The sequence below is a fragment of the Kitasatospora sp. NPDC058218 genome (assembly GCF_042882445.1).
In the GTDB taxonomy this organism is placed as follows: domain Bacteria; phylum Actinomycetota; class Actinomycetes; order Streptomycetales; family Streptomycetaceae; genus Kitasatospora.
Genome location: NZ_JBHVWC010000077.1, coordinates 1 through 23054 on the forward strand (window position 1 = coordinate 1; position 23054 = coordinate 23054).

Sequence of the window (23054 nt, forward strand, 5' to 3'; positions counted from 1 at the left end):
CAGGTCGAGCAGGCGCTCGTTCGGGCAGCCGCTGAGCAGCAGGCCGTGCCACTCGTCGTCGCGCCCGGCGCCCCGCCCCGGGACCGGCCCCCCCGCGGGGCCCCCCCCGGCCCGCGGGGGGGGGCGCGCCGCCGGCCCCCCCCCCCACCGGGTGGCCCGGAGGGGCGGCCGACCGTCAGGCCGGCCGCCCCTCCGTCACGCGGGGGTGCCGGACGGACCGGCCGTGGCGCCGCCCGTCGGGCTCGCCGGGGTGAGCACGGGATCGCCGGTCGGCCAGCCGACCGCGGCCGTGCAGCCGAGCGGACCGCGCGCGGCACGCTCGGCGGTGGCCGCGGCGAGGCGGGCCCAGGCCTGCGGCGTCCAGCGCGGCGAGGCCGCCTGCCCGCCGTCCCCGCCCGGCGGGGTCGGCCCGGCCTGGACGGTGAAGTACAGCGCCTTGGCACCGGCCCTCAGATAGCGGCCGTCGCAGCGGAAGGTGAGGTCGGCGCCCCAGCGGGTGGCCCCGCCGCGGTCGCCTAGGCCGAGCGCGTAGACCGGTTCGCCGGCCGGCGGGGCCGGGGCCCGGAGGCCGCCGGCCGGGGTCTCGCTGCCGGTCAGCCGGACGGTCAGGCCCAGGCCCTTGGCGGCCTCGACGGAGCAGTCCAGCAGCTGGAGCCCGGGCTGCTGCGCCGCGTCCAGCTGCCGGTCGAGGCGGTAGGAGGCCTTCGCGCCCTCGTCGAGCAGGGCTTCGGCGTCGCCGGTGCGGACGACGCCGTCGCAGGCCGTCCCCGCCGCCGATCCGTCCCCGCCGTTGCCGCCACCGTCGCTGCCGCAGCCGGCCAGGACCGCGGCGGCGGCCAGCGCCAGCGCGGCCGCCGCCGTCCGGCGCCGCACCGCCCTCATCCGGAGACCTTCCCGTTCGAGCTCTGGCTGCCGGAGGAGCCGTCGGTGTAGCCGTCGAGGGCCCGGTCCCCGGCGCTGTCGGCCAGCCGCTGGATGTCCTCGGGGCTGAGCTTGGTGCCGTTGGCGGCGTCGATGACGGCCTGCTTGGCACCGACCGCCGCGCCCTCGCGGCCCTCGGCGACGAAGTCGCGGCCCTCCTGCCGGCCGTCCTCGCTGGTGTCGCGCTCGTTGGCCTTGACCACGCTGTCGGTGATCTGCTCGACGATGAAGTTGGCCGCCTCGCCCGCGATCGGGACCCGTTCGGTGGCCAGGCCGATCGTGGTGGTGAACGCCGTCGACGCGTAACCGGCGTTCTTCTCCAGGGCCTCGTTGTACTCCTTGTCGGAGGAGGCGTGCTCCTGGTGGACCTCGTTGACCCGGGCCTCGTTGAGGATGCCGCTGATGACGCCGCCGGCCCGGGAGGTGGAGTCGATCTCCGACTCCAGCCGGGCGAAGTCGGTCTGTCCGCTGTCGATGTGGCCGCGCACCACCGCGGTCGAGTACGCCTGGTTGGCGTTGACCACGGCGCCGTACGCGTCCGGGTCGCGGCCGAGCGCGTCGAGCAGCCCGCGCACCGGAGCCTCCTTCAGCCCGGCCGGGGCGCCGTTGACCGGCAGGTCGTCCTTGTGCGGGGAGAGCGCGCGTTGGGTGTCGCCCATGTACTCGGCGGTCATGTGCCCGAGGCTGTCCCGCAGCGGCGCGAACTTGGCGTCCTCGCCCTTGAGGTCGTCGAGCACGCCGCCGTTGCCGTGGGTGCCGAAGGTCTGCACGACCCGGTTCATGACCTCGGCCTGGTCGGCGGTGTGCTTGGGCGACACGCCGGAGTGGTCGTCGTACGGCCGGCCGGTGGTGGCCGCCTCCAGGGCGTGGCCGAGGGCGTCCGGACCGCTGCGCATGCCCTGCTGGCGCAACTCGTTCTTCTGCGAGACGGTGTCGGGCGTGTACTCCTTGTCGTGCGTGAAGTACGTGAGGTAGTCCGACGGCTTGGCCTTGCCGTTGGGGTTGACGGTGCCGTCCGTGTTGTACGCGGTCGGCTGGTCGTGGAAGAACTTGGTGGCCGCCTCCGGGCTGTGGCCCATCGCCTCCAGGATGGCGGTGGTCGGCTCCCAGCCCGAACCGCCCTCCTGGCCGAGGAGGTTGTAGCCGCGCCGGTCGCTGCGCGGGCCCATCACCGGGGCCGGCCAGTACTTGTCGTCGGTGTCCAGCTGGGTGATGTGCTCGGCGATCGGGTTGAGGAAGTGCGGGTCGTAGTCGCCGGTCCGCAGGATCCCGGAGAGGACCTGGTAGCCGTAGGGCGAGTAGTCCAGGCCGCTCTGGCGGTACGGCTTGTCCCACATCGTCTCGGAGCCGGCCTTGCGCAGGTCGGCGGCCCACTGGTCGGACAGGTGGGGCTCGTTGGTGGTGCGGGTGGCGGTGGCCAGGTTGAGGCCGAGGTTCTTCTGCAGCTCCTGGTACTGCTTCCACCGGGCGTCGCTGGCGCCGTTGAACTGCTGCTCGTCGCCGACCATGCTGTTCCAGGCCTGCAGCGTCCCCTTGGGGCCGAGGTCCTGGTAGAAGCGGGTGGAGAACTTCGGGTCGTTCGAGTTGGCGGCCAACAACGAGTTGAGCTCGGTGAGTTCGGCGTCCGAGATCTTCCCGCCCTTGCCGGCGAGCTGGGCGGCCCGGATGCCGTCCGCCTCGGGGCCGCCGCCGACGGCCTTGGCGTTGAAGGACTTCACGTTGTCGGTGGAGGTGTCGGAGCGCAGCGCGTAGGCGGCGCGCTCGTCGGCGGCGGTGGCCTCCTGGACGGCCGCGTCGATCGCCTTGCGGGCCGCCTCGGCCTTGCCGCGGTACTCGTCGTTGTAGGCCCGGCTGGCGTCCGGGTCGTGCCTGGTCGCGTTGTCGGCCGGCGGCCAGCTGACGGTGCCGTCGTCGGTGACGGTCAGTCCGGCGCCCTTGGCGTCCGCGACCGCCTTGTCCAGCTTGGTCTTGGCGGCCTGGAAGTCGTGTCCGGCGTCCTTGAGGATCGAGGCGATCGCGCCGGCCTCGGTGGCGGCGGCGGTCAGCTGCTCGTTGGCCCGCTGGAGCTTGGGCCGGGCCTGGTCGGCGGTGGGCCCGCTCCAGTTGGCGGAGTTGACCTTGGCGATGACCGCGCTGTCCCACTCCTCGTCCATGGACTTCAGCTTCTTGACGACGTCTTCCCAGGCGGTGGCGGCGGTGCCGAGGACGTCCAGCTTGGCGGTGCTCAGTTCGTGGAAGTCGACCATGTCGTCCGCCCCCTCAGCCCTTCATGTCGTGCTTGACGGCGGTTTCGTTGTTCCGGTAGTTGGTGGCGCTGTCCCGCAGGGCCTGGGTGAGTTCGCCGATGGTGCTGTTCAGTGCGGCGATCTGCTGGTCCCAGGTGGCGGCGGTCTGCGCGGCCGCCTTGCCGGTGCTCCAGTTGGCCAGCGAGGTGGCCACCTGGGTGGTCTCGTCGTCGGCGGCCCGGCCGTCCCCGTTGAGCCGGCCGTGGATCTGGTCCGACGAGTTGGCGGCGGAGTCCAGCGCGGCGGGATCGACTCCGACGGTGCCGCCGTCGCCGGGGGCGTTCGCCGAGTTGATCCGGGTGCGGGCACCCTCCTGCTGCTTGGCCGCGGCGGTCAGGTTCCCGTCGGCGTCGTACGCCCAGGGGTTCATCATCCGGTCAAATGCGGTCGCGCGATCCGACATGGTGCTCTCGTCCCTCCCTGCCGGGCACTCTCCCCGGCGGCCCCCGTGTTAGGAATTCGCAAAGAATACAAGGGAGGTGGTGCGCCGGAACCCCTAGGGGATCATCGGGCCGATGTCATACCGCAGCATCACGGGGCGTCGTCATTCGAGCTCATGACCTGCACGGGGCGGCCACACTACGGTGGGGCACGTGTCCACTGTCATCAAGACGGACGGCCTCACCAAGAGGTTCCCCCGGGTCACTGCCCTCGATCAGCTCACCGTTGAGGTGGAGCCCGGGGTGGTCGGCCTGGTGGGGGCGAACGGGGCGGGCAAGTCCACACTCATCAAGATCCTGCTGGGGCTGGCCCCGGCGACCTCCGGCACGGGGCAGGTCCTCGGGCTCGACGTCGCCACCCAGGGGTCGCTGATCCGCGAGCAGGTCGGCTACATGCCGGAGCACGACTGCCTGCCGCCGGACGTCTCGGCGACGGAGTTCGTGGTGCACATGGCGCGGATGGCCGGGCTGCCGGCCGCCGCCGCCCGTGAGCGGACGGCCGACACGCTGCGCCACGTCGGGCTGTACGAGGAGCGGTACCGGCCGATGGGCGGGTACTCGACGGGCATGAAGCAGCGGGTCAAGCTGGCCCAGGCGCTGGTGCACGACCCGAAGCTGGTGCTGCTGGACGAGCCCACCAACGGCCTGGACCCGGTCGGCCGGGACGACATGCTGGCGCTGATCCGCCGGGTGCACACCGACTTCGGCATCTCGGTGCTGGTCACCACCCACCTGCTCGGTGAGCTGGAGCGGACCTGCGACCACCTGGTGATCATCGACGGGGGCAAGCTGCTGCGCTCCTCGTCCACCGCCTCGTTCACCGGGGTGACGGCCACCCTCGCGGTCGAGGTGACGGACTTCCCGGACGACCACACCCGCGACGCGAGCGCCGCCGTGCACGAGCGGCTGGCCGCCGCCGGGCTGTCGGTGCAGCCGGAGGGCGCGCGGATCCTGCTGGTGCGGCTCGCCGGCGACGACACCTACGACACCATCCGCGACGCGGTCGCGGACCTCGGCCTCGGGCTGGTCCGGCTGGAGCAGCGCCGCCACCGGGTCGCCGAGCTGTTCACGGACACCAGCGGTACGCAGAGCAAGGGAGGTACCGCAGATGGCGCTGCCGTCTGAGGCCAGGCCGCTCGACACCGGCGTCATCCACGACATCGGCTACCGCGGCTACGCCGGCCCCCGGCTCGGCCGGGCCTACGCCACCCGCGCGCTGTTCACCCAGAGCCTGCGCGCCGCGTACGGCCTCGGGCGTTCCGGCCGGTCCAAGGTGCTGCCGATGCTGCTGCTCGGTGTGGTCACCGTGCCGGCCGCGATCATGGTGGCGCTCGCGCTCAGCCAGCACCAGGACGAGCTGCCGGTCGACTACCCGGAGTACCTCGGGATGCTCGGGCTGCTGGTCTCGATCTTCCTGGCCGCACAGGCGCCCGTCCTGCTCTCGCGGGACCTCCGGCACCACACCGTCCCGCTGTACTTCTCCCGCCCGATCACCCGGGCCGACTACGTGCGGGCCAAGTTCGCCGCGATGGCCTGCGCCCAGCTGCTGCTGATGGCCGCGCCGCTGCTGGTCCTCTACCTCGGCGCACTGCTCGGCGGGCTGGACTTCGGGCACAACACCGCGCACTTCCTCTACGGCCTGGTCACGGCCGTGCTGTACGCCCTGGTGCCGACCTCGGTCGCGCTGGTGATCGCCGCCACCACGCCGCGGCGCGGCTTCGGGGTGGCCGCGATCATGGGCTACCTGGCGATCAGCACCGCCGTGGTCGGTGTCGTCGTCGGCATCAGCGGCGGCGGTCCCGGCAACGTGCCGGACTCCGCGCAGTGGGTGGCCCTGCTCTCGCCCAACGGGCTGGTGGAGAGCCTGGTGAACCAGCTGTTCGACCTCGGGAGCGACCCGGGCCGGATGCACGCGCCCGGCGTCCTCGGTGTGGTGGTCTTCGCCGCCACCGCCGCCGCGATGGTGGCCGGCTCGTACGCGCTGCTGCTGCGCCGCTACCGCAACATCTGACAACCGCAGGATCTGAGAGGGCGTCATGGCCACCATCACCATCGACAAGGTCTCCCGCTGGTTCGGCAACGTGGTCGCCGTCAACGACGTCAGCATGGCGATCGGTCCCGGCGTCACCGGCCTGCTGGGGCCCAACGGCGCGGGCAAGTCCACCCTCATCCACATGATGAGCGGCTTCCTCGCCCCCTCCACCGGGGCGGTCACCCTGGACGGCGCGCCGATCTGGCGCAACCAGGAGGTGTACCGGCAGATCGGGCTCGTCCCCGAGCGGGAGTCGATGTACGACTACCTGAGCGGCTGGGAGTTCGTGCTCGCCAACGCCGAACTCCACGGCCTCGCCGACCCGGCCGCCGCCGCCCGGCGGGCGCTGTCCCTGGTGGAGATGGAGTACGCCCAGGACCGGAAGACCGGGACGTACTCCAAGGGCATGAAGCAGCGCGTCAAGATGGCGTCGGCCCTGGTCCACGACCCCTCCGTGCTGCTGCTCGACGAGCCGTTCAACGGCATGGACCCGCGCCAGCGGCTGCAGCTGATGGAGCTGCTGCGCCGCTTCGGAGCCGACGGACGCACGGTGCTCTTCTCCTCGCACATCCTGGAGGAGGTCGAGCAGCTGGCCCGGCACATCGAGGTCGTGGTGGCCGGCCGGCACGCCGCCTCCGGGGACTTCCGCAAGATCCGCCGGCTGATGACCGACCGGCCGCACCGCTACCTGGTCCGCTCCAGCGACGACCGCCGGCTGGCGGCCGCGCTGATCGCGGACCCGTCCACGGCCGGCATCGAGCTGGACCGGCAGGGCCCCGACGGAGGGGCGGTGCCGGGCGAGGCGGGCGGGCTGCGGATCCAGGCGGTCAACTTCCAGGGCTTCACCACCCTGCTGCCGAAGGTCGCCCAGCAGGCCGGCGTCCGGCTGTACACCGTCGCTCCGGCCGACGAGTCGCTGGAGAGCGTCTTCTCCTACCTCGTCTCCGCCTAGGCCCCGTCCGGTCGGACAGGACCTGCACCACCCCCGGAACCGGACCCCAGGAAGGCCGACCAACCATGAACCCGACCGTCGCCAGGCTGACGCTGCGCGGCCTGCTGGGCCGCCGCCGCGGCGTCCTGCTGCTGGTGGTCCCCGCCCTGCTGCTGCTCGTCTCGGCGATCGCCAGCGGCTCCAGCGGGGACAAGCACGACCTGACCGTCAAGATCCTCGGCCAGCTGGGCCTCGGCACGCTGCTGCCGATCCTCGGCCTGGTCGTCGGCACCGGCGCCATCGCCACCGAGATCGACGACGGCTCGATCGTCTACCTGCTGGCCAAGCCGCTGCCCCGCTGGAAGATCATCACCACCAAGCTGGCCGTGGCGGTCGGCACCACCTGGGTGTTCTCGGCGATCCCGATCCTGCTGGCCGGCCTGCTGCTGTACGGCACCGAGGACGGCCTGGCGCTCGGCTACACCGTCGCCGCGCTGGTGGCCGGTGCGGCGTACAGCGCGCTGTTCCTGCTGCTCGGCGTGGTCACCCGGCACGCGGTGGTGGCCGGTCTGGTGTACGCGCTGATCTGGGAGTCCCTGATCGGCAACTTCGTGAAGGGCGCCAAGACGCTCAGCGTCCAGCAGTGGGGGCTGTCGGTGGCCGAGGCGGTGGCCGGGAAGGGCGCGATCACCGCGGACGTCGCGCTCGGGGTGGCCGTCCCGCTGCTGCTGGTGCTCACGGTGGCGGCCACGGTGCTCGCCTCGGTGCGGCTGGCCGGGCTGACCCTGGCCGCCGAGGAGTAGCCCGCCGCCGGGCGGGCCCGGCCCGCCCGGCGGACCGGGTGCCAGACCGGGTGTCCCGGTGCCTCAGAGCGTCCGGTTGCGGCCCGCGCCCCAGCCGGCCACGGCGGCGACCGCCGCCAGCACCAGCAGCAGCACCAGCGGGAGGTTCCAGCCACCGGTCAGCTGGTGCAGTGCCCCGGCACCGACCGGCCCGGCCGCGGCCACCAGGTAGCCGACCGCCTGCGACATGCCGCCCAGCTGGGCGGCGCCGGCCGCGCTGTCGGTGCGCAGCACGATGAAGGCGAGCGCGAGGCCGAGTGAGCCGCCCTGGGCGATGCCCAGGATGGTGGCCGCCACCCAGGCGCCGGGCACCGGCGAGACCAGCAGGACGGTGATGCCGACCGCGTTCAGCGCGGCCATCACCACGGCCAGCGTCCGCTGCCGGGTCATCCGGCCGGCCAGCAGCGGCACCAGGAAGGCACCGGCCACCTGGACCAGGTTGGAGAAGGCGAAGACCAGGCCGGCCTCGCCGCGGTCCATCCCGTGGTCGGCCAGGATGGTCGGCATCCACGCCACCAGGGTGTAGACCAGCAGCGACGAGATGCCCATGAAGAGGCTGATCTGCCAGGCCAGCGGCGAACGCCAGAGGCTGCCCTCCGCCGCTCGGCTGGCCGCCGGGCGCTCTTGGCCCGACGCAGACACTCCTCCCTCCGGCACTCTCCCCGAGCCTTCGGCCGGGGGTGCCCCCAGCGCTCGCTTGTCGCTCGTCGCTTTCGGCGTCGGCGCGCCCTTTGGCTCGCTCGCGGTGCGCAGCACCTGCGGCAGCCAGGCGACCGCCGCGACCAGCGCCAGCAGCGACCAGGCTCCCAGCGAGGCCTGCCAGCCGCCGCCGAGGGCGCGCTCCAGGGGCACCGAGGTGCCCGCCGCGAGCGTCGCGCCGACCAGCATGGTGGTCGAGTAGACGCCGGTCATGGCCGCGGCCCGGCCCGGGAACTCGCGCTTCACCAGGCCGGGCATCGAGACGTTCAGCACCGCGATCGCGACACCGATCACCACGCAGCCGGCGTACAGCGCGGCCACTGAGGGCAGCACCCGCAGCAGCACGCCGGCGCCGAGCACCAGCACGGCGCCCAGCACCACCCGCTCGGTGCCGAACCGCCTGGTCAGCCGGGGGGTGAGCGGGGCGCCGACGCCCTGGAAGAGCACCGGCACGGTGGTGATCAGACCGCTCGCTGTCGCGGAGAGGCCGAAGGTGTGCTGGATCTCGCCGACCATCGGCGAGATCGCCGCCAGGCAGGCCCGCATGTTGAGGGCGACCAGCAGGATGCCGGTCAGCAGCAGGGCGGGGTGGGCCAGCCGGGTGCGGACGGGGAGCGGGGAGTGGGTGACGACCGGCTGTTGGGCACGGGTGACGGCCATGGGGCGTGCTGCTCTTTCGTGAACGGGGGTGCGGGGCGCGGAAGGGGGCGGGGCGCCGCTTACTTCCGGGCCGCGATGGCCGCGAGGAGCTGCTCGACGGCCGCGGTGGGCTCGGCGAGCAGCGCCCGACACGCGGCCTCGGCGCGGTCCGGGTCGCCGCTCTCGATCGCGTCGACCAGTGCCGCGTGGGTGGCCACGACCACCTCGGGCATCTCGTGGTCGCCGAAGGCCGTCCGCATCGACTCCCGCACCGAGGCGCCGAAGTAGCGGTAGACCTCGGTCAGCGCGGGATTGTGCGCGGCCTCGACCACGGCGGTGTGGAACTCCAGGTCGTGTTCGACGGTCGCCTCGCGGCCGGCCCGCTCCGGGTGCGCCGCGATCACCTCGGCCTCGCGGGCCAGCGCGGCCCGCATCCGGACGATGTCCTCGGGAGTGTGCCGCAGGGCCGCCAGCCGGGCGCCCTCGGCCTCCAGCGCCGCCCGGACCTCCAGGACGTCCCGGACGCCGGAGCGCTGGACACCCCGCAGGACGGAGGCCGGGTCGCTGGTGCTGCGCACGAAGGTGCCCTCACCCTGCCGGGAGACCAGCATGCCGGCGTGCACCAGCACCCGGATCGCCTCCCGCACGGTGTTGCGCCCGACCTGCAGCCGCTCGGCCAGCTCGTGCTCGGTGGGGATCCGCGAGCCGACCGGCCAGGCGCCGGCGGCGAGCTGCTCGCGCAGCTGGTCGATGGCGGTGTCCACCAGGGAGCGCCGGCCGGCGGCCTGCAAGGTGTCCTGGCTGTGGCCGGGCGCGGTCATGGCGGAGCTCCCCTCGGTTCCCGTTCGGTGGTCGTCGGTCATCCTACAACCGCTTGCCCGGTCATCCTACAACTGGCCGTTGGCCGGTCCGGGGGAACCGTCCGGGCCGTCCTGGCGTTCCTCCCGACGACTTCGGTCCACCCCTATTTCGAGGAGAGCGCCCCCATGGTGTTCAAGAAGCTGCTCGGTGCCCTGGGCGTCGGCGGTCCCGGCGTCGACACCGTCCTGACCACGCCGGTCGTGCAGCCCGGCGCCACCCTGCACGGGACGGTCGAGCTGACCGGCGGGACGGTCGAGGCGGACATCCGGGGGATCACGCTGACCCTGGTCGCCCGGGTGGAGATCGAGCACGAGGAGGGCGAGAGCACCGGCCTCTACCCGTTCGCGCGGTTCTCCGTCACCGCGCCGCTGGTGCTGGCGCCCGGCGAGAACCGGTCGATCCCGTTCGCCGTCCAGGTGCCGTGGGAGGCGCCGGTCACCGTCGTCGCCGGCCAGCACCTGCACGGCATGCAGCTCGGCGTGCGGACGGAGGTCGACATCGCGGGCGCGCTCGACAAGGGCGACTCCGACCCGCTGGAGATCGAGCCGCTGCCGGTGCAGCGCCGGATCCTGGACTCCCTGCTGCAGCTCGGCTTCCGGTTCCGCTCGGCCGACCTGGAGGCCGGCCACATCCGGGGCACCGGCCAGACGCTGCCGTTCTACCAGGAGATCGAGTTCTCCGCCGCGCCGCAGTACGCGCACGCCTGCAACTCGCTGGAGGTCAGCTTCGTCACCACCGGGCACCGGGTCGAGGTGGTGCTGGAGGCGGACAAGCGCGGCGGTCTCTTCGGCCACGGCGGCGGCGACGTCATCCGCACCCACGTGGTCGAGCACGGCCAGGCCGACCAGGACCTCACCGCCCTGGTCGACGGCTGGATCCGCGCCGCGCTCTGACACCCGCGCCGCCGCCGGTCCCGGGCGTCCGGGGCCGGCGGCGGTGGGCCCGGCAGCGGCTATCCGTAGGAGACGTTGCTGCAGATGTCGTCGTCGGCCGAGCGGGCCTCGTTGACCACCTCGCTGGGCAGCGGGGCCGGCACGCTGGGGGCGGCGGTGGCCGCGGTGGCGTTGGCCGCGGCGTAGTCCTTGCCGAGGACCAGGCTGATCCCGGCCGCCGAAGTGGGCGTCAGGACGGCGCCCGGGAACAGCGCCGCGACCTTCTCCGCATTGGCCTTCTGACCGGCGCCGTACTCCACCGTGGTGGTCGCCTTGGTGGTGTTCTTGGCGGTGGTGACCCCGGTGACGGTGACCTTGGCGGCCTTGAGCGTCTCGGCGGCCTTGGCGGCCAGCCCGGTGGCGGTGGTGCCGTTGTAGACCGCGACCTTCACCGGCCCGTCCACGGCGGCCGGCGAGGGCGCGGCCGGGGTGGTCTCGGGGGCGGCGGTCGGGGTCTGCGGCGCGTCCTCCTGCTTGCCCGTGGCGTCCTCACCGTCGATGGTGCGGTCGGCCTGGAGGGTCTTCCAGAGGTTGTCGACGGCCGGGTGGACCAGGTCGATCCGGGGGCCGTTGTAGCGCCACGGCGTGGTGAGGAACTTGACGTCGTGCAGGTCGATGTTCTTCATCGACAGCGCGAAGTCCATCAGCTTCTTGGCCGAGTCCAGTCCGGGGTCGACCGTCATCGACTTGGTGGCGGCGTCGGCCAGCGGCAGCAGCGTGGTCGGGTTCAGGCCCTCGCCCTTGACCTTGGTCATCAGCGAGGCCAGGAAGGCCTGCTGGCGCTTCATCCGGCCGACGTCCGACTCGTCGCCGATGCCGTGCCGCAGCCGGACGTAGTCCAGCGCCTTCTGGCCGGAGAGCTTCTGCTTCCCCTTGGGCAGGACGACCTTGCCCTTCTTGCCCAGGTTGGGGTTGAGGTGCCCCTCGTAGATGTCGTTCGGCAGGCAGACGTCGACGCCGTCGACGGCCTCGGTCATCGCCGCGAAGCCCTCGAAGTTCACTTCTATGGTGTGGTCGACCCGGATGCCGGTGAGCTTCTCCACCGTGTTCTGCGTGCAGGCCGGGTTGCCGGACTCGCTGTTGCCCACCGAGAACGCCGAGTTGAACATCTGCCCGGGCGACTCCTTGGTCCACTTGCCGTTCGGCAGCTTGCAGGCCGGGATGGTCACCAGGGCGTCGCGGGGGATGGAGATGCCCACCGCGTGCTTGTGGTCCGCGTAGACGTGCAACAGGATCGTGGTGTCCGAACGGGCACCGCCCTCGTTGCCGCCGCCGAGGTCGCTGTTCTTGCCGGCCCGCGAGTCGGAGCCGATCAGCAGGATGTTGACGGGCTTGTTGCCGTTGGCGTCGGCGACCGCCTCCGGCGGACGGTCGGTGGCGATGGCGTCCGCGTCGAAGGACTTGATGTTGCCGTTCAGCTTGTAGTAGATCGCGCCGCCGGCGCCCGCCAGCACCACCAGGACGCCGGCCACCGACCAGGCCACGACCTTCTTGACGTTCCGCTTGGGCTTGCGGCTGTTGCGCGCGGCCGCCCGGCCGCCCGTCGCGGCGCCGTCGGAGGCCCCGCCGTCGCCCTTGCCGCGGCCGCCGCCCTTGCCCTGGGCGGCCCGCCGGGCCTCCGCCCGGCCGCCCGGCCGGGGGGCGGGGACGCGAGCGGTGGCGTCGGCCGGTCGTTCGGTGCCGACCCCACCGCGTGAGCCGCTGCCGGCCCGCGGGGTGCCGGCCGCGCGCGCGGCGCCGGTGCTGCGGGGGCCGTTCGCGGCGCGCCGCCGCCCTTCAGCCCCCGACGTGCTCTCGTCCCACTGGCCTGACATGCGCGTACCTCTCAGCGGCGGAAGCAGCAATCCTGTGCGTGTCCGGCGGGCACGGCCCGGGTCGGCCGGGAGAACCGCACAGGAGCACCGCACCGGGAGACGCGGAGCTTCAGCGGAGCATACAAACTCTTCCTGTGACGGTCAGCATCCGGGTGCCGTGGAGCGGCCCCGCCCCGTCTCACCGCTGCGGGTAGAGCCGCTCCAGTACGGCGGCGACGCCGTCCTCGTCGTTGCTGACGGTCACTTCGTCGGCGACCGCCAGCAGCTCCGCGTGCGCGTTGGCCATCGCGACGCCGTGCGCGGCCCAGCCGAACATCGGCACGTCGTTGGGCATGTCGCCGAAGGCGATGGTGTCGGTGGCGCGCAGGCCCAGGCGGTGGGCGGCGACGGCCAGGCCGGTGGCCTTGGAGAGGCCCAGCGGCAGCAGTTCGACGATGCCGGCGCCCGCCATGACGACGCCGACCAGGTCGCCGGCGACCCGGCGGGCGGTCTCGGCGAGAGCGTCGTCGGTCAGGCCGCGGTGCTGGATGTAGAGCTTGCTGAGCGGGGAGGCGAACAGCTCGCCCTTGTCGACCCGGACCACCGGCAGGTCGGAGCCGATCAGCAGTTCGTAGCCGGGGCCGGCCAGGACGTCGCCGTCCAGGCCGTCCTGGTTGGCGGCGACGGCCAGCGGGCCGGTCTCCGCCTCGATCTTGGCGACGGCCAGCGCGGCCAGTCGGCGGTCCAGGGTGAGCGAGGTGAGCAGCTTGTGCGCGCCCGCGTCGTAGACCTGTGCACCCTGGCCGCAGACCGCTATGCCCCGGTAGCCGATCTCGTCGAAGACCGGACGGGCCCAGGCGGCCGAGCGGCCGGTGACGATGATGTGCACCGCGCCGAGGCCGGTGGCCGTGGCCAGCGCGGCGCGGGTGCGTGCGGAGACGGTCTCCTCGCCGGTCAGCAGGGTGCCGTCGAGGTCGGTGGCGACCAGCCGGAAGGGCAGGTCGCCACCGGCGACGGGGGAGACGGGGCTGGGGCTGGTACTGCTCATGGGCCGTGCGTCTCCCGGGAGTTGCTTTCGGGCGGTGGTGCGGTGGGCGTTACTTGACCGGGGGCAGGACGGAACGCCCACCGAGGAACGGCCGCAGCGCCTCCGGGACCACCACAGAGCCGTCGGCCTGCTGGTGGTTCTCCAGGATCGCCACGATGGTGCGCGGGACGGCGACCAGGGTGCCGTTCAGCGTGGCCAGCGGGCGGACCTTGCCCTCCTCGCGCATCCGGATGGAGAGCCGGCGCGACTGGTACTCGGTCGTGTTGGAGGTCGAGGTGACCTCGCGGTACTTGCCCTGGGTCGGGATCCAGGCCTCGATGTCGAACTTGCGGGCGGCCGAGGAGCCGAGGTCGCCGGAGGCGACGTCGATCACCCGGTACGGCAGCTCCAGGGCGTTGAGGAAGTCCTTCTCCCACTGCAGCAGGCGACGGTGCTCGTTCTCGGCGTCCTCGGGCGTGGTGAAGACGAACATCTCCACCTTCTCGAACTGGTGGACGCGGATGATGCCGCGGGTGTCCTTGCCGTAGGTGCCGGCCTCACGGCGGAAGCAGGAGGAGTAGCCGGCGTAGCGCAGCGGCAGCTTGTCCGCGTCGATGATCTCGTCCATGTGGTACGCCGCGAGCGGGACCTCGCTGGTGCCGACGAGGTAGCGCTCCTCCTCTTCGAGGAAGTACACGTTCTCGGCGGCCTGGCCGAGGAAGCCGGTGCCGTCCATGGCGGCCGGGCGGACCAGGGCGGGGGTGATCATCGGGATGAAGCCGGCCGCGGTGGCCTGGGTGATCGCCATGTTGACCAGGGCGAGCTCCAGCAGCGCGCCGACACCGGTCAGGTAGTAGGACCGCGCGCCGGCGACCTTGGCGCCGCGCTCGGTGTCGATCGCGCCGAGGATCTGCCCCAGCTCGACGTGGTCACGGGGCTCGAAGCCCTCGGCGGCGAAGTCGCGCGGAGTGCCGATCTCCTCCAGCGTGACGAAGTCCTCCTCGCCGCCGACCGGGGCGGCCGGGTCGATGAGGTTCGCCAGCGAGCGGAGCAGGCGCTCGGCCTCCTCCTTGGCCACGCCCTGTTCGGCGTCGGCGGCCTTGACCTCCTCGGCGAGCGCCTTGGTGCGCTGCAGCAGGGCGGTCTTCTCCTCGCCCTGGGCCTTGGCGACCTGCTTGCCGAGCGTCTTCTGCTCGTTGCGGAGCTCGTCGAAGCGACTGCCCGAGGACCGCCGCCGTTCGTCGGCGGAGAGGAGGGCGTCGACCAGGTCGACGTCCTCGCCACGGACGCGCTGCGAGGCGCGCACTCGGTCAGGGTCCTCACGGAGCAGGCGAAGGTCAATCACGGGCCCAAGCCTACCGGGCGGGGCCCCGTCCACCGGTAGGGGATTTTCCCTGGGGATAACTCGCCGCAGCCTGTGGATAACTTCTGTGGGCAATCGCCCGGGGCCGAGTTATCCACAGGAGGATCCGGTGGGCTGTGGATGGACGGGCTTCGGGTGGGGACGGTGCACACAACCGAAGAATTGAGGTTTCAAACCTCATTTGACCTTCCCGAGTGAGGGAATTGAAGCACTCAGACGGGTGATTTGCTGGCACACGGGTGACTCTGGTCCGATTAGTCATCTCTACGCCGCTAACCGATGTTCCGACCGAAACCGGCAGTGGCTATACCGTTTTGTCGACTCGTCCCCAGGTCTGTGGATAACTTTCGGCTGTGGACAGCCCCGGGGCCTGTGGACAGCCGGTTCCACCGGTGCGGTGCCTGTGGACGACGGGTGCGGTCACCCGCCCCGACGTCCGGGCGCAGTCGAAAACAGTCGAGAAAGAACAGGGAAACGAAAGTCGGCGATCAAATGTCCCGGATCCCCAGGTCACCCGGATGCCGCAACCGCCTCGCCGTCCCCGGCCGTCCCGGATGCCCTCGGCCCGGAGCGTGCCCGGGGCGTCCCGGTGCCCGGACCCCGGGACGCCCGGACGCCTCAGATGTCGCCGCGCCCGTCGAGGCAGCGGGAGAGCCAGTCGGCCGCCTCGGTGAAGTCGGCGTCCGAGGTGCCCGGCCGCTGGTGCTTGGAGCCCTGCCGGTCGGCGCGCGGATAGGAGCCGAGGAAGCGCACGTGCGGGCAGATCCGCTTGAGGCCCATCAGCGCCTCGCTCACCCGGCGGTCGGCGAGGTGGCCCTCGCAGTCGATCAGGAAGCAGTAGCTGCCGAGCCCCTCGCCGGTCGGCCGGGACTCGATCCGCATCAGGTTGACCCCCCGCACCGCGAACTCCTGCAGCAGCTCCAGCAGGGCGCCCGGGTGGTCGTCCGGCAGCCAGACCACCATCGAGGTCTTGTCCGCGCCGGTCGGTGAGGACACCCGCCCGGGCCGGCCCACCAGGATGAAGCGGGTGGTCGCGTTCTGCGCGTCGGCGATGTCCTTGACCAGCGGGTCCAGCCCGTAGATCGGCGCCGCGAACTCGCCCGCGAACGCACCGTCGAACCGCTCCTCGGCGACCAGCCGGGCGCCGTCGGCGTTGGAGGCCGAGGACTCCCAGCGGGCGTCCGGCAGGTTGGCGGCCAGCCAGCGGCGCACCTGCGGCTGGGCCACCGGGTGGCTGGTGACGGTCTTGATGTCGGCCAGTTCGGTGCCGGGCCGCACCAGCAGCGCGAAGGAGATCGGCAGCAGCACCTCGCGGTAGATCATCAGCGGGGTGCCGGCGGCCAGTTCGTCGTTGGTCGCGGTGACGGCGCCCTCGACGGAGTTCTCGATCGGCACGAACGCGCCCGAGGCCTCGCCGCCGCGTACCGCGTCCAGCACCAGCGGCACCGAGGCCAGCGGCACCAGCTCCCGGGTCGCCGCCTCGGGCAGGGTGCGCAGGGCCGCCTCGGTGAAGGTGCCCGCCGGGCCGAGGTAGGTGTAGCGGGTGGCCGACATGCCGCCTCCATGCGAAAGGGTTACCGAACGGATCACCTTAGCCACTTCACCCGCTGCCCACGGCGGCGTTCCGGTCCGTGGGAAGCCCGGGCGGGGCCGGTGAGACGCGGGCCGGGGTCCTGACCGGTCCACGGCGGTGCCTACTCCAGCAGTGGCTGCCCCACGTAGCCGCCCTCCGGCGCACCGGGCGGCACGGCGTACAGGCCACTGGCCTCGTGCCGCAGGAAGCGCGAGAGGCCGTCGCCCCGGGCGAGTTTGCGCTGCACCGGGGTGAAGCCCCGGCCCGGGTCGGCCTGGAAGGCGAGGAAGAGCAGCCCGGCGTCCGGTGAGCCGTCGGCCAGCAGGCCGTCGTGGTAGGAGAAGCCCCGCCGCAGCATGGCCGCCCCGCCGTTGGCCGCCGGTGCGGCGACCCGGACGTGCGCGTCGGCGGGCACGGCGAGCGTGCCGTCCGCCCCCTGCGCGGCCAGGTCCACCGGGGTGGTCTCGCCACCGGAGGCGGGCGCGGAGAGCGGTGCGCCGTCCGCCTTCCGGCGGCCGATCACCCGCTCCTGGCGGTCGACCGGCAGCGCCTCCCAGTTGTCCAGCAGCATCCGGATCCGCCGGAACACCAGGTACGAGCCGCCGGTCAGCCAGGCGCCGCGGTCGTCACCGCCGGCACAGAACACCTTGCCGGCGAAGCCGTCCTCGCCGGGCCTGGGGTTGTTGGTGCCGTCGATCTGGCCCATCAGGTTGCGCCCGGTCATCGGGTGCGCGGTGGCGCCGGGCGTCCGGGCGAACCCGGCCGCCTGCCAGCGCAGCGCCGCCGTGCCGGCCGCCTGGCGCTGGAGCACCCGCAGGGCGTGCACGGCGACCAGCGCGTCGTCGGCGCCGATCTGGACGAAGAGGTCGCCGTCGCCGCGGGCCGGGTCCAGCGCGTCCGCCGGGAAGGCGGGCAGCGGCTCCAGCGCCGCCGGGCGGCGGTCGGCGAGGCCGGCCTTGTCGAACAGGGTGGCACCGAAGCCGAAGGTGACGGTCAGCGAGCAGGGGCCGGCGTCCAGGGCCACCTGGTTCTCGAAGGCGTCGGCCGGTTCGCCGGCGGCCATCAGCGCGGCCGTCCGGGACCAGCTCCGCAGCAGGGTGCGCAGCCCGTCCCGGCCGACGCCGCCGGCCAGGTCGAAGGCGGCCAGCTGGACCCGGGCCTGCTGCGGTTCGAGGATGCCGGCCTGGTGCTCGCCGTGGAACGGCACCCGCCCGGCGCCGAGCGCGCCGTTCGGGCCGGCGGCGGGCACGGCCGCGGGGGCCCGGTCCAGGGCGACCGCCCCGGCCGCACCGGCGCCCGCACCGACCACCAGCCCGGCCCCGGCGGTGCCCAGCAGGGCCCGCCGGGTGACACCGGCCCGCGGGGCCCGGCCGGGGGCGCTCCCGGGACCAGTGGCCTCGCCGGTGCCCGCGGCGCTCCCGGCACTCGTGGTCCCGCCCGTGCCCGTGGCGTTGCGCATCGCCCTCACCCGATCTTCAGCTGCTTGATCTCGGTGGTCTGGTCGATGTCCGAGGAGCGGACCTGCACCGACACCACCCAGTTCCCGGCCAGCGGCAGCTGCGCGGTGCCGCTCCAGCGTCCCGCGCCCTCGGCGGTCAGCGGCACCGGCAGCGGGCCGAGGTCGCGGTCCGGCAGGGTGAAGGCGAGCTCCACCTCGGGGACGTCGACCGGCCGGCCGTCCACCCCGTCCAGGCTCAGGTGGACTTCGTTGGGACCGGTCCGGGCCGGGTTGAGGGTGACGGTCGCGGTGCCCTTGGCGTTCGGGGTGCGGCCCTTGGTGTCGTACGGGAGCTTGAGCTCCAGCGTCTGGCCGGGCACCGTCTGCGGGGCGGGCACGCCCGGCGCGGGCACGGCGGCGCCGTTCGCGGTCCCGGCGGCCGCGACCTCGCCCGCCACCCGGCCGGGCGGCGAGTTGGTGAGCATCGTGGTGACCACCAGCACGGCCACCGCCACCAGCGCCTCGACCAGCACCGAGCGGCGCAGCCCGGCCCGGGTCGGGGTGAGTCCGCGCGCGCGGCCGGCGCTCGCCCGGGCAGCCTGCTGGCGGGCCAGCTGGGCCTGCCGGACCGGGTCGTCGCTGTGGGCCGCGACGGCGACCGGCTCCGGCGCCTCGACCGGCGCGACCGCCTCGGCCTCCGCCGGGGCGGCCCGCAGCCGGGCCAGCCAGGCGCGGGAGATCCAGGCGACGCCGAGCATCGCGACCACGCAGCCGGTCTTCACCAGCAGCAGCCGCCCGTACTCGGTACCGGTCAGCGCGCCCCAGCTGCCGAGACCGCGCCAGGACTGGTAGATCCCGGTGGCGGTGAGCACCGCCACCGAACCGAAGGCGATCCGGGAGAACCGGTCGGCGGCGTCCGCGCCGATCCCGTGCCGCAGGCCGACCAGCATCCCGGCCAGGCCGCCGAGCCAGAGCGCCATGGCGATCAGGTGCAGTACGCCGAGCGGCAGCGCCAGCCAGACCTGGATGCCGACCGAGGCGTGGTCGGCGCCGACCCAGGTCGCCGAGAGGGCGACGGCCAGCACCAGCCCGGCCACGCCGAGGCCCAGCCGGGCCTCGTGCTGCGGGCGCTCGGCGGCGCGCCGCTCCAGCTGCCGCAGCTCGGCCTCCTCCGCCTCCTCGGCGTCCTGAGCGTCCTCCGTCGTCCGCTCCTGAAGCGCGGTCCGGTCGGTGTCGGTGTCGGTGTCGGTGTCGGTGTCGGTGTCGGTCGCGGGCTCGTCGCCCGTCGCCCGGCCGTCCCCGGCCTGCGCCGGGCGCGGCGTCGCCGGCTGCCCGAGCTGGCCGACCAGCAGCGACAGGAAGACCCCGCTCGCCGCCAGCAGCAGCAGCCGGGCGGCCAGCGCGGTGCCGATCCGCTCGTCCAGGGTGGCGCGCACCAGCGACAGGTCGAAGGCCTGCCCGAGCCCCGAGCCCCGCTCGTACGGGCCGCGCAGCATCAGCACCGCGACGGTGGAGACCAGCAGGGCCACCCAGCCGGTCATCAGCAGCCGCTGCACCGCGCGGTGCGCCGCCCCGGCCGGCCAGCAGGCCAGCACGAACGCGGCCGCGCCGATGAGCAGCGCGAACGCCCCGTAGGCGACGGCCCGGCCGGTGCCGTACAGCGCGGCGACCACGTCGTCGGCCTCGGCGCCGCTCAGCGCGGTGGTGGAGACGGAGGTGTCCGAGGGCGCGCCGACGGAGAAGGTGAACGCGCCGCCGATCGGGTGGGAGTCCTCGGAGACCGCGCGCCAGGCCACCGTGTAGGTGCCGTTGGCCAGGCCGCTGTTCAGCCCGACCCGGGCGGTGTTGTCCTTGCCGTCCGCGTGCGCGGGGCCGCCGGTGTCGACCGCCTTGCCGGCCGGGTCGAGGACCCGGACCGAGTCCCCGGAGAGCGACACCGCCTCGCTGAAGGTCAGCGTGACGGCCTGCGGCGCGGTCGCGACGACCGAGTTCTGCGCCGGGTCGGTGGACTGCAGGGTGGCGTGGGCGGCGGCGGGCCCGGCGCCGGCGAGCATCAGCGCGAGCACCGCGCCGAGCAGGCCCAGCAGCCCGACGAGCCGGCGGCGGGTGGTGGGGTTCGGCAACGCGGCCGTCAGCATCTCCTGGATCCCTTTACTGCTGGCCGGGGCGGTAGGTGAGTTCCCTGACCGGCACCTTGACCGAGACGGTGCCGGTCTTGGCGAAGGTCAGGTCGAGTTCGAGCTCGTCACCGAGGGCGGGGGCCTTCTGCCATCCCATGATCATGAGGTGGTTGCCGCCGCGCGCGAGCTCCAACGCGCCGTGCGCCGGGACGTCCAGGCGCTCGACCTGCTCCATGGTGGACTCGGTGGAGCGGTGCATGGTGACCGACCGCGCGGCCGGGCTGGAGACCTTGACCAGCTGGTCCTCGCCGCCGTCGTTGCGCACGGTCAGGTAGCCGGCCGCCATGCCGCCCGCCGGGGGCAGCGGGATGTAGGAGTCGGCGACGCTCAGCCGGGCCGGCCCGTCGGCCGTGTCGCCCCCGCCGCCCGCGCCGCAGGCGACCAGGATGGCGCCGGCGCCCAGTGCCGTCGCCAGCGCTGTCCCCGCGAGCGCGGTCCGCCGGAAGCCCCTCGCGCCGCCGATGCCCTTCATGCCGCGACCCCCCGGGCGAGCAGCGGGAGGTCGTGCTCGTAGGTCTTCTCCTCCGTACCGCTGAGGTAGAGGACGTGCGCCTTGTCGTCGGAGGGCAGGAACGCCAGCACCTGCGCGCCGTGGGTGGAGGTGACCGTCCCGTCCGCGTTGACCACCGGGTCCTCGATCAGGATGCCGAGCGACTTGGCGGCGGCCTTGACCCTGGCCAGGTCCCCCGTGAGGCCTATGAAGTCCTTGCCCATCGAGTCCAGCCAGCTGCGCAGCACCTGGGGGGTGTCGCGCTGCGGGTCGGTGGAGACGAAGACGACGTCGACCTTCTGCCGCTCCTCGGGGGAGAGCTTCGTCATCGCCACGCCGATGTCGCCCATGGTGGTCGGGCAGACGTCCGGGCAGCTGGTGTAGCCGAAGAACAGCAGGGTGCTCCGGCCGGCGGTCTTCTGCCGCAGGTCGTAGGCCTGGCCGGCGGTGTCGGTCAGCTGGAGGTCGGGCTTGTCGAAGTGCTTGTTGAGCACGGTGCCCTGGTACGGGGAGTCGGCCTTCTGCTGGGTGACCTTGGCGGGGCCGGTGCCGCCGCCGTCGGAGCCGCAGGCGGTCAGGGTGAGGGCCGCGGCGAGCGCGACGGCGGCGGCGCCGGCCAGACGGGCGGTGCGGAGGGTGCGGGGCATGGGGGATCCGATCGTGCGCGGTGGATCACCGGCGGGGCCGCACCCGGGTGCGGTACGGGTGCGGCCCCGCCGGTGCGGGGGTCAGGAGGCCGAGCCGCCGTTCTTGCGGCGCAGGCCGAGGACGCCGAACGCGGCGCCGATCAGGCCGACCACGATGCCGACCACGGCGAGCACGCGGGCGGTGGAGTCGCTGCTCTTGTCCGAGGAGTCCGCGGCGGCCTCGTCCTTGGCGTCGCCGTGCCCGTGGCCGTCGGCGGCGGCCGACGGGGAGGCGGTCACGCCGTGGCCGTCGCCGGCGGCGGCCTTGGAGAGGGTCAGCACGGGGGCGGGCTTGGCCGGCTCGGGCTGGCCGTCCTTGGCCTCGTCGATCCAGCGGACGACGTCGCCGTTGTCGTAGCTCTGCAGCGCCTTGAAGATCATCTTGTCGGTGTCGGTCGGCAGCGGGCCGAGCGAGACGCGGAACTCCTGGAACTGGCCGGGGGCGATCTTGGTGCCTGCGTCGGCGGTCCAGGTGATCTTGGAGACGGCCTCGTTGACGTCGTTGCCGTGCACCTTGATCGGCTTGTCGAGCTTGGACTTCTCGACCACCGCGGTCCACCCCGGCATCGGGAGGGTGCGGACGGAGGCCAGCGGGTGGTCCAGCGGGAGGTTGACCTCCAGCTTCACCGTGGAGGCGGTGTCGTTCTCGTTCGGCACCCGGAAGTCGACCGCGGTGTAGCCGCCCTGCTGGGCGCTGCCCGGGTTCACGGTCACGTGCGCGAAGGCCGGGCCGGCCAGCACCACGACGGACGTGGCGGCGGTGAGGGCGACGGCGGCGATGCGGCGGGCGGGAAGGGAACGCATGATTCGGGTCTCCGTTCGGAGGCTCGGCGGCAGGACCGCTCCCGGACACGGTGATCCGTGCCTCGGCGGGGCCGCGCGGCGTGGGGACGAGTGGGGGGCCGCCGGCCGCGGGACGCGGCGGGGACGGCTCGGCTGCCGCGTACGCCCGGAGCCCGGTCCGGCGGCCCTGGCGGGCACACCGTCGACGGCGGGTCAGTACGCGAGGGCCCCGAACGGTGGGCCGCGCCGCACCACGCTGTGCCGCAGCGCGGTGCGAGCCGGCGGCCGGCTGTCCCCGGCGCGTGCGCCGGACCGGCGGGCGGGCCCGCCGGGCGTGCCGAGCAGACCGCCCAGCACTGCCGCGGCCAGCGCGAACGCCGTCCGCAGCGGAGTGGCCCAGTGCTCCCGGGCGGCCGTGGCGGTGATCCTGACCAGCCGCCAGAGCGCCGCCTCGCCGCGCCGCAGCCACCAGCCGGCCACCAGGGCGGCGGCCAGGTGGCCCGCGAGCATCGACGGCGTCATGCCCAGCAGGCCGCCCTGCCACCAGGGCGCGACGGCGTACGCCTGCGGGTCCAGGCCCGCGTTGGCGACCAGCTGTTCGGCGGACGGGCTGCCGGGCAGGCCGGCCAGCGTGCCGGGCCGGGCCTCGTTGCAGATCAGCCGCCCGGCCACCTGGGGCAGGGTCAGCGGGCCGGAGCCGCCACCGTGGTGCATCCCGGCCATCGCGCCGGCCGCCGCGGTGGCGTGCCCGCCGAAGGCGTGGAACAGGCAGTGCAGCCCGAGCTGGCCCGCACCGAGCGCACCGGCGATGGCGCCGAGCGAACGCTCCCGCCCGCCGAGGGCCACCGCGAGCACCAGGACGGCCGCGAAGCCGGTCGCGAGCGCGGGCGGTGCCACGTTCCCGCCGCCGGCCAGGGCGTGCCCGGTGGCCGCGATCAGCGTGCAGACCAGGGCGAACGGGACGGCCCGCGCAAGCCGCAGGTCCCAGGCGGCGGCCCCCACCGGCGCGTCCGGTGCGAGGGCGCCCGGGTGCGGGGCGGTGGCGAGGGCAGTCATGGCCGGGCCATCATCTCATCGCCCACCGCGCCGTCGTTGGCAGGGTGGGAAATCCCGGGGGCCGGTTCGACGGTTCCCGCCGG

Annotated in this window: 20 protein-coding genes; 5 read left to right on the forward strand and 15 right to left on the reverse strand. The window is 73.6% G+C overall.

Going from position 1 to position 23054, the window contains the following annotated elements; genetic code table 11:
* Positions 1-195: 195 nt before the first annotated feature.
* The 3 genes from ACFVYI_RS36220 to ACFVYI_RS36230 are packed head-to-tail and all read right to left on the reverse strand — an operon-like array spanning position 196 to position 3609.
* Entirely contained in the window at positions 196-882 is a 687-nt protein-coding gene (locus ACFVYI_RS36220; RefSeq protein WP_387893504.1) for a hypothetical protein, read from the reverse strand.
* On the reverse strand, positions 879-3167 hold the full coding sequence (locus ACFVYI_RS36225; RefSeq protein WP_387893506.1) for a hypothetical protein: 2289 nt from the start codon (positions 3165-3167) through the stop codon (positions 879-881). The genes ACFVYI_RS36220 and ACFVYI_RS36225 overlap by 4 nt, the downstream gene beginning before the upstream one ends.
* 13 nt (positions 3168-3180) lie before the next feature.
* Positions 3181-3609 carry a hypothetical protein gene (locus ACFVYI_RS36230; RefSeq protein ID WP_387893508.1) on the reverse strand — a complete coding sequence of 143 codons (429 nt, stop codon included), beginning with the start codon at positions 3607-3609 and terminating at the stop codon, positions 3181-3183.
* Between the two features lie 190 nt (positions 3610-3799).
* On the opposite strand from ACFVYI_RS36230, the gene ACFVYI_RS36235 reads away from it, so the two are divergent.
* The 4 genes from ACFVYI_RS36235 (at position 3800) to ACFVYI_RS36250 (ending at position 7412) form a co-directional block, all read left to right on the forward strand.
* Positions 3800-4771 (forward strand): ABC transporter ATP-binding protein, encoded by a 972-nt coding sequence (locus tag ACFVYI_RS36235; protein WP_387893509.1) that lies wholly within the window; start codon positions 3800-3802, stop codon positions 4769-4771.
* A complete protein-coding gene (locus ACFVYI_RS36240) occupies positions 4755-5657 on the forward strand; it encodes an ABC transporter permease (RefSeq protein ID WP_387893510.1) in 903 nt (300 codons plus the stop codon). The genes ACFVYI_RS36235 and ACFVYI_RS36240 overlap by 17 nt, the downstream gene beginning before the upstream one ends.
* A gap of 25 nt (positions 5658-5682) precedes the next feature.
* Positions 5683-6630 (forward strand): ABC transporter ATP-binding protein, encoded by a 948-nt coding sequence (locus tag ACFVYI_RS36245; RefSeq protein WP_387893511.1) that lies wholly within the window; start codon positions 5683-5685, stop codon positions 6628-6630.
* Between the two features lie 65 nt (positions 6631-6695).
* The gene (locus ACFVYI_RS36250; RefSeq protein WP_387893513.1) at positions 6696-7412 is read left to right on the forward strand and encodes an ABC transporter permease; all 717 of its coding nucleotides are present in this window, start codon (positions 6696-6698) and stop codon (positions 7410-7412) included.
* Positions 7413-7475: 63 nt separating this feature from the next.
* Here the strand turns inward: ACFVYI_RS36250 and ACFVYI_RS36255 are convergent, their stop codons facing one another.
* Together ACFVYI_RS36255 and ACFVYI_RS36260 are read right to left on the reverse strand one after the other, a co-directional pair.
* Entirely contained in the window at positions 7476-8810 is a 1335-nt protein-coding gene (locus tag ACFVYI_RS36255) for a CynX/NimT family MFS transporter (RefSeq protein WP_387893515.1), read from the reverse strand.
* 59 nt (positions 8811-8869) lie between these two features.
* Positions 8870-9610: a FadR/GntR family transcriptional regulator gene (locus ACFVYI_RS36260; RefSeq protein ID WP_387893517.1), complete on the reverse strand. Its 741-nt coding sequence runs from the start codon at positions 9608-9610 to the stop codon at positions 8870-8872.
* 165 nt (positions 9611-9775) lie between these two features.
* On the opposite strand from ACFVYI_RS36260, the gene ACFVYI_RS36265 reads away from it, so the two are divergent.
* A complete protein-coding gene (locus ACFVYI_RS36265) occupies positions 9776-10543 on the forward strand; it encodes a sporulation protein (protein WP_387893519.1) in 768 nt (255 codons plus the stop codon).
* Positions 10544-10602: 59 nt separating this feature from the next.
* On the opposite strand, the gene ACFVYI_RS36270 is transcribed toward ACFVYI_RS36265, so the two are convergent.
* The 10 genes from ACFVYI_RS36270 to ACFVYI_RS36315 all read right to left on the reverse strand — a co-directional run bounded on the left by ACFVYI_RS36270 (position 10603) and on the right by ACFVYI_RS36315 (position 22971).
* A complete protein-coding gene (locus ACFVYI_RS36270) occupies positions 10603-12396 on the reverse strand; it encodes an LCP family protein (protein WP_387893521.1) in 1794 nt (597 codons plus the stop codon).
* A 178-nt stretch (positions 12397-12574) separates the two neighbouring features.
* Positions 12575-13423: an HAD family hydrolase gene (locus ACFVYI_RS36275; protein ID WP_387893523.1), complete on the reverse strand. Its 849-nt coding sequence runs from the start codon at positions 13421-13423 to the stop codon at positions 12575-12577.
* 49 nt (positions 13424-13472) lie between these two features.
* Positions 13473-14747 carry a serine--tRNA ligase gene (gene serS, locus ACFVYI_RS36280; protein WP_387893525.1) on the reverse strand — a complete coding sequence of 425 codons (1275 nt, stop codon included), beginning with the start codon at positions 14745-14747 and terminating at the stop codon, positions 13473-13475.
* Between the two features lie 636 nt (positions 14748-15383).
* Complete coding sequence (pheA, locus tag ACFVYI_RS36285; RefSeq protein WP_360636448.1) at positions 15384-16319, reverse strand: prephenate dehydratase; 936 nt, start codon at positions 16317-16319, stop codon at positions 15384-15386.
* 140 nt (positions 16320-16459) lie between these two features.
* Positions 16460-17797 carry an iron uptake transporter deferrochelatase/peroxidase subunit gene (efeB, locus tag ACFVYI_RS36290; RefSeq protein ID WP_387893527.1) on the reverse strand — a complete coding sequence of 446 codons (1338 nt, stop codon included), beginning with the start codon at positions 17795-17797 and terminating at the stop codon, positions 16460-16462.
* A gap of 5 nt (positions 17798-17802) precedes the next feature.
* Positions 17803-19914, reverse strand: a complete 2112-nt coding sequence (locus ACFVYI_RS36295) for a FixH family protein (protein WP_387893529.1) — start codon at positions 19912-19914, stop codon at positions 17803-17805.
* 13 nt (positions 19915-19927) lie between these two features.
* Complete coding sequence (locus tag ACFVYI_RS36300) at positions 19928-20428, reverse strand: copper chaperone PCu(A)C (RefSeq protein ID WP_387893531.1); 501 nt, start codon at positions 20426-20428, stop codon at positions 19928-19930.
* Positions 20425-21093, reverse strand: coding sequence for an SCO family protein (locus tag ACFVYI_RS36305; RefSeq protein ID WP_387893533.1), 669 nt, complete (start codon positions 21091-21093; stop codon positions 20425-20427). Before ACFVYI_RS36305 ends, ACFVYI_RS36300 begins: the two co-directional genes overlap by 4 nt.
* Positions 21094-21174: 81 nt before the next feature.
* Complete coding sequence (locus ACFVYI_RS36310; RefSeq protein ID WP_387893534.1) at positions 21175-21936, reverse strand: YcnI family protein; 762 nt, start codon at positions 21934-21936, stop codon at positions 21175-21177.
* Between the two features lie 192 nt (positions 21937-22128).
* A complete protein-coding gene (locus tag ACFVYI_RS36315) occupies positions 22129-22971 on the reverse strand; it encodes a hypothetical protein (protein ID WP_387893536.1) in 843 nt (280 codons plus the stop codon).
* Between the last annotated feature and the right edge of the window lie 83 nt (positions 22972-23054).